Raw genomic sequence first — 11,551 nt, forward strand, 5'->3', positions numbered from 1 at the left:
GTCAGGTCGATTTTTGCCTCGTCTAGGCCTCGGTATCAAAAAGTGTCAGCCGGCGGACGTGCCGGGGCGAAAAGAAGTGTCCAATGCAGCGCCTCCGCGCCTTGGGCGCCCAAGTGCGCGCGATACTCAACTCAGCACATAAAACCCGTTGCGAGGAGGCACCTATGGGATTTCCCAAGGGATTTTTCTGGGGCGGCGCCACGGCCGCAAATCAGTTTGAGGGCGCTTGGGACGTGGACGGCCGCGGCCCCAGCGTAGACGACCATTTCCTGGGCGGCAGCTACAAGGAGCCGCGCCAGATTACGATCGACATCGACCCCAACCGCTTCTACCCCAACCACGACGGCATCGACTTCTACCATCACTACGAGGAGGACATCGCGCTGTTCGCCGAGATGGGCTTTACCATGTTCCGCATGTCCATCTCCTGGAGCCGCATCTTCCCCAACGGTGACGATGCCGAGCCCAACGAGGCCGGCCTCGCCTTCTACGACCGCGTCTTCGACTGCCTGCGCGCGCACAACATCGAGCCGCTCGTCACACTCAGCCACTACGAGATGCCCTATCACCTGGTCGAGAAATACAACGGCTGGGCGAGCCGCGAGCTCATCGGCTTCTTTGAGAAGTACTGCCAGACCGTCTTCGACCGCTACCAGGACAAGGTCAAGTTCTGGCTCACCTTCAACGAGATCAACTGCGGCACCATGGACATAGGTGCCATGATGGAGACCGGTCTGATCCAGGGCTTTGAGGGTCCGGCAAGCGCCATCAAGACCACCGCTCAGCAGCGCTACCAGGCCCTGCACCACCAGTTTGTCGCCAGCGGCCGCGTCGTGCGCTATGCCCACGAGCACTATCCGCAGTTTAAGATGGGCAACATGGACTGCTTCGTCCTCTCCTATGCCGCCACGTGCGATCCGGCCGACGTGTTCGCCACGCAGCAGGAGATGAATACCATGAACTGGTACTGCTCCGACGTGCAGGTGCGCGGCAAGTATCCGTTCTATGCCAAGCGCTTCTGGGCCGAGAACGATGTCGAGCTCGTGATGGAGGACGGCGACCTGCAGGATATCGCCGACGGCAAGGTCGATTTCTACACCTTTAGCTACTACATGTCCGGCACCGTGGGCACCCACAAGGATCACGAGATGACCGAGGGCAACATGACCTTTGGCGGCAAGAACCCCTATCTGGAGTCCACCGATTGGGGCTGGCAGATCGATCCGCTGGGCCTGCGCATCGCCCTCAACGAGATTTACGCCCGCTACGAGATTCCGCTGATGGTGGTCGAGAACGGCATGGGCGCCTACGACGAGGTCGAGGAGGACGGTTCCATCCACGACCCGTACCGCATCGCCTACTTGCAGAGCCACATCAAGGCCATGGGCGAGGCCATTGCCGACGGCGTCGACCTGATCGCCTACACCTGGTGGGGTCCCATCGACCTGGTGTCCGCCGGCACCGGCGAGATGCGCAAGCGCTACGGCTTTATCCACGTCGATAAGTACGATGACGGCACCGGCACCTACGAGCGCCGCCGCAAGGACAGCTTCTTCGCCTACCAGAAGATCATCAAGTCCAACGGTACCGAGGGCCTGGCTTAATTGACAAGATGAGTGCCACCGGGGAAAGCCTTGGTACGGGCTCGCGATTCGAGTCCCCACCTTAGCATTTGAACCATTTGGCACTATAATCACCATAGGCATGCGCATAACGTTGCGCTTGATCAAGAGGAGAAAACGTATGGGTCTGTTTGACATGTTCAAGAAGAAGGCTGAGCCCGCGGCTGCCGCTGCTCCGGCCTCCATCTCTGCTTCTGCCGGCGCCGACGTGCTGTGCTCGCCCGTCAAGGGCAAGGTCATCAAGATGGCCGACGTGCCCGATCCCGTCTTTGGTGGCGAGGTTCTGGGCAAGGGCTGCGCCGTGTGGCCCGAGGACGATCTGGTCTACGCTCCCTGCGACGGCAAGGTGACCGTCACCATGGGTCACGCCGTGGGCCTGCAGTCCGATAGCGGCATCGAGGTTCTGGTGCACGTTGGCGTCGATACCGTCAACATGAACGGCGACGGCTTCGAGGGCTTCGTCAAGGCCGACGACGTCGTTAAGGCTGGCCAGCCCATGCTCAAGATCGACCGCGCCAAGATCGCCGCTGCCGGCTACAAGGACTGCGTCGTGGTGGCCGTGTCCAACACCGCCGAGTTCGCCGACGTCGAGCTCGCCGTCGAGGCTGACTCCGCTGTCGCCGCCGGCGATGCCATCGTCAAGGTCGTCCGCAAGTAGTCTGCGGCAACATAAGGGTGTTTTGGGGTGGTCGGGTTATCCGGCCGCCCTTTTTTATTGCAATGCGGCGGAACGTTTTATTGCGCGTTGGGCGGACCGGTAAACCGTTCGGACGTTAAATCGAGCCGACTGCGCCTTTGCTTTGCCGGGGGTGTTCGTTATCGGCTAGTATGGCCTTATTGTTACGACGCGCACCGCGTCGGGAAGCGCGGTGCCGCTTGTTGGGAGGAATGTCATGAAGAAGAAGCTGCTGCTTGCGCCCCTGATGGCTGTTCTGGTCGCGTGCGTGGTTGTGCTTTCCGGCTGCGGAGGTCCTTCGGTTGAGGAGCTCATCACCGAGGATCTTACGACGCAGTTTGACGAGGTCAAGAACGGCGGCGACGACTTCCTCGCCGGCCTGGAAGAGGCCTCGGGCGACGAGTTCGAGCAGCTGGGTATCGATCCCAAGGAGTACGCCAAGAGCTATCTCGAGGGTTTTGACTACAAGATCGGTGACGTGACGGTCGACGAGGACAAGGGCACCGCAACTGCCGAGGTCACCATTACCTGCAAGTCCATGAACCAGATCGTTGAGGATTTTGCCACCCAGTATCAGGAGAAGGTCGCCGCGCTCGATTCGATGCCTTCCGATGACGAGCTGTACAAGATGGCCGGTCAGGTTATGGTCGATGTGACCAAGGCTGCTAAGACCAAGGACACCAAGGTCACCTTCAAGTATTCCTGCAATGACGATGGCGAGTGGTCTGCCGACGATTCCGCAACCAACGAGATGATGAATGCCATGATGAGCTAGTTTGTTGCGGCGTTTTACCAAACGCCGCAACTGCTCGACGCTGCAAGCCCGCCAGAGCGGCAATCTGCCTTTCAACTTCGGCGGCATGACCAGAAGGTCAATGCCGCCTCGTTTCAAGGCACCTTGCTCGCTCTGGCGGGCTTTCGCTGTCGTTGCCAAAACAACGGCGTTTCCTTGGCTGGCTTAGGTGGCACTTGTACCTGTGGCGTTGCCATCGCTGCCGAAGATGGCAGTTGGGGATGTTCCTTTTCTGCCGGCAGTTGGGGACGCTCCTTGCGCCAGCGTTGCATCGAATGCTCGGGAAAAGACGAGCCGGTATTTGGCCGAATAGCGGGTCACGGTTTCCGGATGGCGTGGGTTGCGGAAAGTGCGACCCGGAATATTGCTCTGAAACGGGATGCCGTTTCCCCGACAAGGCTCAACCGGAAAGCGCATCCCATTCTGAGGCGGCAAAACGGGATGCGCTTTCCGCGCGACAGAATCTATCCAGCCGTGTTGAGCGACAGCCCCGCTACTCGCCCAGAATCAGCGCCGAGAGCTCGTCTTGGGTGTCCACCACGTAGTCGGCGCCGGCGGACTCCAGCTCTGCGCGGCCGCGGAAGCCCCAGCTGACACCGGCGCTCTTGAGGCCGGCATTGTGACCGGTCAGGACGTCGACATTGGAATCGCCCACATAGAGTGTGGTTGCCGGGTCGGCGCCTAGCTCTTTCATCACATGCAGCGTAACAGGCGCCTCGGGCTTGGGAGGAAGCGCATCGACGCGGCCCTGCACCAGCGCAAAGCGCTCGGAACCAAAGTATTTCTCGATAAGCGGAGCGGCCGAGACGTGGTCCTTGTTAGTGAGCACGGCAAGCTGCACACCCGCGGCGCGCAGGCGGTCGAGCATCTCGATAGTACCGGCATAGGGGGCAGTGTGGTCCTCCTTGTGCTCGCCGTAATAGGCCCTAAACTCGGCAAGCGTCTGCTCAAACATGCGACCGTCGCCCGCATACTCGGCAGGCATAAAGCGTTCGACCAGCTTGAGCATGCCGTTTCCCACCTTGTAGCGGTACTCGTCGACGGCAAACGTGGGCCAGCCGTGCGTCTCGCAGGTATGGTTGCCGGCTGCCGCCAGGTCCTCAAGCGTGTTGAGGATGGTGCCGTCCAGGTCAAAGATCACATGGGAAAAAGCTGCTGCCATGAAAGCTCCCGTCATTGGGTTTAAAACGCACCTCATAATACTGGGCTTCCGCGTTGGGCGTGCTTGGAATCTGAACATCTTCAGGGATATCAGGTCACATTGCGCCGACCGTGCGGTTCCGCCCTAGCAAATTCTCGGCAGCTGTTCTCCCACGAGCATGTCGAGAATGCGGGTCGAGCCCCAGCCGGTGCGCACGCGCACGGCGGGATGGGCGCCCTCGGCAAGTGGCAGCACGCGACCGATGATGGCGGCATTCTCGCCGTAGCGGGCGGCGCGCATGGCGCTCAGCGCGGCATCGGCTTGCTCGGCCGGCACGACGGCAACCATCTTGCCCTCGTTTGCCACCTGCAGCACATCGTAGCCGAGCATCTCACAGGCGGCCTGTACGTCGGGACGCACAGGCACGGCATCCTCGTTGACCTCGATGGCAACACCGCTGGCCTGGGCAAACTCGTTGAGCGTGGATGCCAGGCCGCCGCGCGTGGGGTCGCGGAAGCAGCGGGTGTCGGGGGCGGCGGCGAGCACGTCGGCAATCAGATGATTGAGCGGTGCGGCGTCGCTTTCGATGGCGCTCGAAAACGCCAGGCCCTCGCGTTGGCTCATGATGGCGATGCCGTGGTCGCCTAGCGTACCCGATACCAGGATGACGTCGCCGGGGCGGCAGTTGGCACCGCTGAGCGTCACGCCTGCGAGCACCTCGCCCACGCCGGCGGTATTGATGTAGACGCCGTCGGCACCGCCACGCTCGACCACCTTGGTGTCGCCGGTGATAATCTTCACACCTGCCTCATGTGCCGTTTCGGCCATGGTCTGCACAATCTGGCGCAGCTTGTCCATGGGATAGCCCTCTTCGAGGATAAAGCCGCATGAGAGGTAGCGCACGTTGGCGCCCGAGGTCGCGACGTCGTTGACGGTTCCGCATACGGCGAGGCGGCCGATATTGCCGCCGGGGAAGAACTGCGGCGTTACCACAAAGCTGTCGGTCGACATGGCGATTCGCCCGCTTGCGGGCAGCGCGGCGACACCGGCATCGTTGCCCGCAAGCAGCTCGGGCGACCCAAAGGCATCCAGAAAGACCTCATCGATAATGCGCTTCATCATCTGGCCGCCGGAGCCGTGGCCCAGCAGGACAATGCTATCGGTGGCAGTACGGGACATATCGAAAACTCCAATCGTGGGTGGAATTATATGGGTGAGGCGCAGCGTCGACCGGTCCGCCGTTCGTTAGAACGGCGGAACCTAATGGTCGCGGTAGCGGTAGTACGCCGCGCAGCTACCTTCGGAGCTCACCATGCACGGTCCGACGGGATGTTCGGGCGTACATGCGTGGCCGAACAGCGGGCAGTCGCTCGGCGTGATGGCGCCGCGCAGCACGTCGCCGCAGCGGCACCCGCGTGGTTCGACCGTCGGTTCAATGGGTACGTCAAAGCGGGCGCCGGCATCAAAGCGCGCGAATTCGGGCCGGATGGAAAGACCCGAGTTGGCAATCGGTCCCAGTCCGCGCCACGTGGTGTCGCACGGCTCAAATACCTGCTCGACCAGCTGGCGCGCTACGGGGTTGCCGTCAGCGTTGACGCCACGGCGGTAGGCGTTGTCGATCGCCGGCCTTTTCTCGACAACCATCTGGACCAGCATGCAGATACCTTGCAGGATATCGACCGGCTCAAACCCGGTGACTACGCCGGGGGTCTCGAACTCATCGACCAAAAACCCAAAGGGTGCCAGGCCCGTGATGGTAGCGACGTGTCCCGGAAGGATAAAGCCGTCGATAGTGGTCTCGGGATCGTTGGCGATGGCGCGCAGCGCCGGCGGCGTGGTCTTGTGGGCGCAATAGACCGAGAAGTTCTGGAGTCCGCGTGCATCGGCCTCCAAAATGGCGGCGGCGATGGTGGGCGTCGTGGTCTCAAAGCCGACGCCCATAAAGATGACCGGGCGATCGGGGTTGTGTTTGGCGATATCGAGTGCATCGAGCGGGGAGTACACAATGCGAATATCGCGCCCCGCCGCCTTTTGCGCGGCGAGCGAGGTAGACGACCCGGGCACGCGCATCATGTCGCCAAAGGTGGTGATGATGGCGCCGTCCATCTTGGCGAGCGCGATTGCATGGTCGATATCGCGGTTGGCGGTAACACAGACGGGGCAACCCGGACCGCTCAGCAGTTTGAGCCCGGCAGGCATAATGGAGCGAAAGCCATAGCGACCGATGCTCACGGTATGCGTACCGCAGACTTCCATAAGGTTGATGCTGCGGTTGCCGACAAGCTCATGAATACGATCGATGAGCTCGCGAGCCAGCTTGGGGTCGCGAAATGCCGAAAAGTCGATACCGGAGCGAACCGGCTGCGCCGCCGCCACTAGTATGCCTCGGCCGGGTTAGTGGCGAGCTGGTCCTCTTCGGCCAGCTCGGTCATGGTATTGACGAGCTCGAGTGTCTCTTGGGCTTCCTGCTCGTCGACAATCTGAATGCCAAAGCCGGCGTGCACGAGAATATAGTCGCCTACCTGTGCCGTCGGCACGAGGCGCAGCGAAACGGGGCGCTCGATGCCCATCATGTCGACGGTCGCCTTAAGGTCGTCGTCGCGTTTGACCACTTTACCGGGAACGGCAAGGCACATAATGTTCCCCTTTTATACGTTTTGCGCTGGATAGGCGCCTAATTACCCATCAGTTGATGGTAGCGCTCGCGGGAGTCACGAGCAAACGCGTTACACCTGTGAGACGGCGGCGCGCAGGCTGGCAAAACGCCTATCGCGATGCTGTCTGCGCGAGGCGAGCGCGAGCGATGGCGGCCTGACCGTAGGCGATGCAGCCGTCGTTGACGGGCACAGTATGGGGGACCAAGACGGCAAGACCGGCGTCTTTGAGTTCGTGGGTAAGGAGCTGAAGCAAAAGCCGGTTCATGAACACACCGCCCGAGAGCGCGACGGTATCGAGGTTTTCGCGATTGCAGATCTCGCACGCGATGTGGGTCGTAGCGTGCGTAATGGCGATGTGAAACTCGAGGGCGAGCCTGTCGGCCGGCGTGCCTGCCTCAATTCCATTCAGAAGAGATTCGATGAGCGGTTGGGGGTCCAAGATGGGGGAGTCGTCGGCAGACGTGAATACGCCTGCATGATTGCCGTCGAGACGAACGGTCTTACCGCCGAGCGCGCGCCAGGCGGCGGCTTCGAGTTCGATGGCGGGCTCGCCCTCGTAGGTTGCCTTGTCGCAGATGCCCAGAATTGCCGCCGCGGCATCAAAGAGACGCCCCATGCTGCTGGTACGCGGGCTGTTGATGCCGCGCTCGATCATGGTGGCTGTCACGCTGCGCGTTTGCTCGTCGAGGGCGCCCAATAGCCCCGCGGCACCCGGGTGCTCGAGCAGGCCGAGCTCGCTCAGCAGGGCAAAGGCATTGCGGCGGGCGTCGCGCACGGAGGCCGCCCCGCCGGGGAGCGCCCAGGTGCGCAGGTGCGCGGCGCGTTCAAAATCGGCAAGGCCGGCAACAAGAAACTCGCCGCCCCAAATGGTCCCATCGGTGCCGGCGCCGGTGCCGTCAAAGGCGATGCCAAGGACACGCGCGTCGGTTGTAAGCTGGCCCGCGGCGATGGCCTCGGCCATCACGCTCGCGATATGCGCATGATGATGTTGGACTTCGATAAGCGGCAGATTGTGCTTCCGTGCCAGTTCACGCGCCCACTGGCTCGACAGATAGCTGGGATGCATGTCACATGCCAAGGCGGCAGGCGCCAGGTCAAAGAGGTTTTCCAAGCGCGTGCGCGCGGCGTTCCAGGCATCGAAGGTCTCGCCGTTTTCGACATCGCCGATATGCTGCGACACAAAACAGGCCACATGGCCGTCGGCGTCCTCGCGCGTGAGCGCGATCGTAGCTTTTTGCTGCGGCCCGCAGGCGAGCACGCAGGGTGCAGTGCCGTCGAGCGCCGGCAGCGCTAACGGCTGCGGCGCATATCCGCGCGCGCGACGCACAGGCATAACGGCGCCGTCGACCACGCGCACCACGGAGTCGTCGTAGCGCGAGAGAATCGCGCGGTCGTTGCCGAGCAGCGCGTCGGCAATGCCGGCGGCAACGAGGCGCTCCCAGGCAAGATCGTCATCGGTCTCGACGGGCTCTTCGCTCAGGTTTCCGCTGGTCATGACGAGCGCGTGCATACCGCGGGCTTCTGCCGCGGCAAGCAACAGATGCTGAAGCGGGGTGTAGGGGAGCATAATACCGAGCTCTGGAAGGTCGTGCGCGACGGACGGCGCGAGCGCGAGGGCGTCGGGGGAGCCGCCGCTCTCGCAAGCAGCACGTCGGCGCAGCAGCACAATGGGGCGAATGCTGCCGGCCAGCAAGCCGCGTGCAACGTCGTTGACATGGCACAGGCGTTCAGCGTCGGCAAGGTCGCGTACCATAACGGCAAGCGGTTTGTTGCTGCGGCGTTTGCGGCGGCGAAGCTCGGCTACCGCCTGCTCGTTGGAAGCGTCGCATGCCAAGTGAAATCCGCCCAGACCCTTGATGGCGACGATACCGCCACCGGCCAGCAGCTCAACACAGCGGTCGATAATGGCGTCGCTGGTCTCGCGCGTGGTGCCGACGGCCGGCAACGCGGCGGCTTCGCCCGGCTCATCGCCCACGCTCGCTTCGCGCCACATGATATGCGGCCCGCAATCAAAGCAGGCATCGGGCTGCGCGTGAAAACGCCGGTCGAGTGGGTCGGCATACTCCGCGGCACACTCAGGACACATAGGAAAACAATTCATCGACGTGGCCGCTCGGTCATAAGGCAGCGACCGGATGATGGTAAAGCGCGGTCCGCAGTTGGTACAGTTGATAAAAGGGTAGTGATAGCGCCGATCGGCGGGGTCGAACAACTCGCGCAGACAATCATCGCAGGTGGCGATATCGGGCGAGACGAGCGTCGTGTGCGCGGTCTGGTCCTGCGATGCTACGATGCGAAAACCCTGTTCATTGGCGGTATCCCAACCGTGGGCTGCCAGGTCCACAACCTCGACATACTCTACGCGGGCTGCCGCAGGCGCATGCTCAGAAAGCGCGGCAACAAAAGCATCGAGCGCATCGGCCGGAGCGTGCGCCTCGATATGCACGCCGTCGCCCGCGTTGAGCACCCATCCGCAAATGCCATGCGCCATGGCCTCGCGATACACAAACGGCCGCATGCCAACGCCCTGCACAATGCCCGTTACATGAATATGCACATGTCGCATGCGACACCCCTCATCAAAACCGACCAAATAGGGACAGGTGCGCTACAGTCCCAGGCTCTGCTTGGTGGCGGCGCACGTGAGCTCGCCGTGCTTAACGCCGCGCAGGCCCAGCAGACGGTCGGCCAGCTCGTAGACGCGCTCGCCGCGACCCTTGAGCGCCAGAATCTCTAAGCAGTTGTGGTGATCCAGATGCACGTGCATGGTCGATACGATTTCGTCGGTGTAGTCGTGCTGCACTTCGTCCAGACGGCGCGTCAGGTCGCCGGTATGGTGGTCGTAGATCATGGTGAGCGACCCGATAACATGCTCATCGGGCGTGCGCATCTGCTCCTTGGCGATCGAGGCGCGAATCAGGTCGCGCACGGCCTCGGAGCGGTTGGCCACGTCGCCGCGGCGCGCGATCTGTTCGTCAAAACGGCGCAGCAGGTCGTCCGGTGCGGTAACCGAAAAGCGGACCAGCTCGGAGCCGGAGCCACTACAGTGGCAGCCTGCGTCACCGTCCGCCCCGTGCGGATGCTCGTGCTCGTACCCGCAGCCGTGCTCGTGTTCGGCCACGTTACACCAGCTTCACGGAGCCGACGGAGTTGTGGTCGGCCTCGATGGCCTCTTCGTAGCCCTCGAGTGCGTCGTGGGCCTCGTGCAGCGCGGCCATGGCTGCCTCGAGCTTGGCGCCGATGCGCTCCATGTCAAAATTCTCGGTCGCATGCAGCAACTGATGGCTCCACTCGTGAGCGAGCTCGATGGTGTCGTCGACCTGCTTGACGCTCATGGCAAGCTGGCTCATGTTCATTCCAACATCATGCATGGGAAATCTCCTTGTGTGGACGGTAATCCAGTGATTCAGATTTTACTACGCCCGCTCTGCGCGCCGCTGCATAAGAAAACGGGTGCGAGTCTGTGCGACTCGCACCCGTTCACTGGGGGCTGTTTGTAACTACCATACTATCCATGGTCGCACGCGCCGCACCCGGCAGTCCGGCGAGCGGTGCAAAACCGCTCATGGACGGCGGGCAAGTAACAAGCGTATTACAGATGCTTCTCCAGCAGCGCCTGCAGCCTCGCCTTGGGCAGAGCGCCAACCGAGCGGTCAATCTCCTCGCCGTTCTTAAACACAATCAGCGTGGGGATGCTCATGACGCCATACTTCATGGCCAGGTCCTGGTTGTCGTCGACGTTGCATTTGGCAACGGCAAGCTTGCCCGCCAGCTCATCGGCAACCTCGTCAACGATGGGCGAGAGCGATCGGCAGGGCCCGCACCACGGCGCCCAAAAATCGACCAGCACGGGCAGGCTGTCGTTAACGATGGAATCGAAGTTCTCGGGGGTAATCTGCTTAATGTCAGCCATGGTGACCTCCATAATACGACGCGGCTCGGCCGCGTAAAACTCAGTACGACCGTGCTTATACCCAGCCGCCCGCAAAGCAACCACTCGCGGGCAGCTCTTTTATATAATGGTGGGCACGCAAACGATTGGAGAGCGCATGTCCACGTCACAAAGCCAGAAAAAAGAAGCCATCGCCCAGGCGGCCGAGCAGGAGCTCACATCGCTTGCGGTCCGTGGCGTGCGCATCGTGGGCAACGCGTGCTCGCCGATCGTGCTGGTCAAAGGCGATTTGGACGAGGCCGAGCGTTCGGGCGGCGAGCTGGCTGCCGGTCCGGACGGTGCTGCGCTGCGCAAGGCGCTTGGGGCCATCGGCTACGCGCCCGAGGATTTTTGCGTGCTGGCAAGCGTCGCCGGCGCAGGCGACGGAGCGGTCGCGGTGGGCGAGACTCTGCCGTGCGAGCTGTTCCGCGAGGCGCTTGAGGCTCTGGATCCCGAGGCGGTGCTGCTGCTCGATAACAGCGCGGCCGATGTCATGCGCGAAACCTACGCCGATATGCTCGTGGCGATTGATGACTTCGACACCGCCATGCTCAAGCCCGGCCTGGTCGCCCATGTGCAGGGCCGCCGCGTGCTCGCGCTCGATGGCTTTGAGGCGGCGCTGACCGACAAAGCGGCCAAGCAGCGCATGTGGGCCTACATCAAGCAGCTGACCCCGGCGGTCGCTCCACTGTAGCGGATCGGCACCGGCGAGCGATTGCCTGGCGGGCGAG

General features: G+C 62.3%; 12 protein-coding genes. 4 read left to right on the plus strand and 8 right to left on the minus strand.

The annotated features are described in order from the left end of the window. Positions 1 to 164 precede the first annotated feature (164 nt). The 3 genes from DWW73_RS03200 (at position 165) to DWW73_RS03210 (ending at position 3,073) form a co-directional block, all read left to right on the plus strand. Complete coding sequence (locus DWW73_RS03200) at positions 165 to 1,604, plus strand: glycoside hydrolase family 1 protein (protein ID WP_117778733.1); 1,440 nt, start codon at positions 165 to 167, stop codon at positions 1,602 to 1,604. A gap of 139 nt (positions 1,605 to 1,743) precedes the next feature. Beyond that, positions 1,744 to 2,280, plus strand: coding sequence for a PTS glucose transporter subunit IIA (locus tag DWW73_RS03205; protein ID WP_055310775.1), 537 nt, complete (start codon positions 1,744 to 1,746; stop codon positions 2,278 to 2,280). A gap of 235 nt (positions 2,281 to 2,515) precedes the next feature. After that, positions 2,516 to 3,073 carry a hypothetical protein gene (locus tag DWW73_RS03210; RefSeq protein WP_117634513.1) on the plus strand — a complete coding sequence of 186 codons (558 nt, stop codon included), beginning with the start codon at positions 2,516 to 2,518 and terminating at the stop codon, positions 3,071 to 3,073. A gap of 511 nt (positions 3,074 to 3,584) precedes the next feature. On the opposite strand, the gene DWW73_RS03215 is transcribed toward DWW73_RS03210, so the two are convergent. From DWW73_RS03215 to trxA, 8 genes are all read right to left on the minus strand, one after another. Further along, on the minus strand, positions 3,585 to 4,253 hold the full coding sequence (locus DWW73_RS03215; RefSeq protein ID WP_233509102.1) for an HAD family hydrolase: 669 nt from the start codon (positions 4,251 to 4,253) through the stop codon (positions 3,585 to 3,587). A gap of 123 nt (positions 4,254 to 4,376) precedes the next feature. Next, positions 4,377 to 5,411, minus strand: a complete 1,035-nt coding sequence (gene hypE / locus DWW73_RS03220) for a hydrogenase expression/formation protein HypE (protein ID WP_117778735.1) — start codon at positions 5,409 to 5,411, stop codon at positions 4,377 to 4,379. 81 nt (positions 5,412 to 5,492) lie between these two features. Further along, positions 5,493 to 6,608, minus strand: a complete 1,116-nt coding sequence (gene hypD / locus DWW73_RS03225) for a hydrogenase formation protein HypD (RefSeq protein ID WP_117778736.1) — start codon at positions 6,606 to 6,608, stop codon at positions 5,493 to 5,495. After that, on the minus strand, positions 6,608 to 6,868 hold the full coding sequence (locus DWW73_RS03230) for a HypC/HybG/HupF family hydrogenase formation chaperone (protein WP_055250830.1): 261 nt from the start codon (positions 6,866 to 6,868) through the stop codon (positions 6,608 to 6,610). Before DWW73_RS03230 ends, hypD begins: the two co-directional genes overlap by 1 nt. Positions 6,869 to 6,998: 130 nt before the next feature. Continuing rightward, on the minus strand, positions 6,999 to 9,455 hold the full coding sequence (gene hypF, locus DWW73_RS03235; protein WP_117778737.1) for a carbamoyltransferase HypF: 2,457 nt from the start codon (positions 9,453 to 9,455) through the stop codon (positions 6,999 to 7,001). Between the two features lie 42 nt (positions 9,456 to 9,497). Continuing rightward, complete coding sequence (nikR, locus tag DWW73_RS03240; RefSeq protein WP_118205863.1) at positions 9,498 to 10,010, minus strand: nickel-responsive transcriptional regulator NikR; 513 nt, start codon at positions 10,008 to 10,010, stop codon at positions 9,498 to 9,500. A 1-nt stretch (position 10,011) separates the two neighbouring features. Then, on the minus strand, positions 10,012 to 10,260 hold the full coding sequence (locus DWW73_RS03245; RefSeq protein WP_006235225.1) for a hypothetical protein: 249 nt from the start codon (positions 10,258 to 10,260) through the stop codon (positions 10,012 to 10,014). A gap of 221 nt (positions 10,261 to 10,481) precedes the next feature. Beyond that, complete coding sequence (trxA, locus tag DWW73_RS03250) at positions 10,482 to 10,802, minus strand: thioredoxin (RefSeq protein WP_055250861.1); 321 nt, start codon at positions 10,800 to 10,802, stop codon at positions 10,482 to 10,484. A 136-nt stretch (positions 10,803 to 10,938) separates the two neighbouring features. On the opposite strand from trxA, the gene DWW73_RS03255 reads away from it, so the two are divergent. Next, positions 10,939 to 11,514: a hypothetical protein gene (locus DWW73_RS03255; RefSeq protein WP_117778738.1), complete on the plus strand. Its 576-nt coding sequence runs from the start codon at positions 10,939 to 10,941 to the stop codon at positions 11,512 to 11,514. The last annotated feature ends 37 nt before the right edge of the window (positions 11,515 to 11,551 follow it).

The organism is Collinsella sp. AF16-8, assembly GCF_003462695.1.
GTDB lineage: Bacteria > Actinomycetota > Coriobacteriia > Coriobacteriales > Coriobacteriaceae > Collinsella.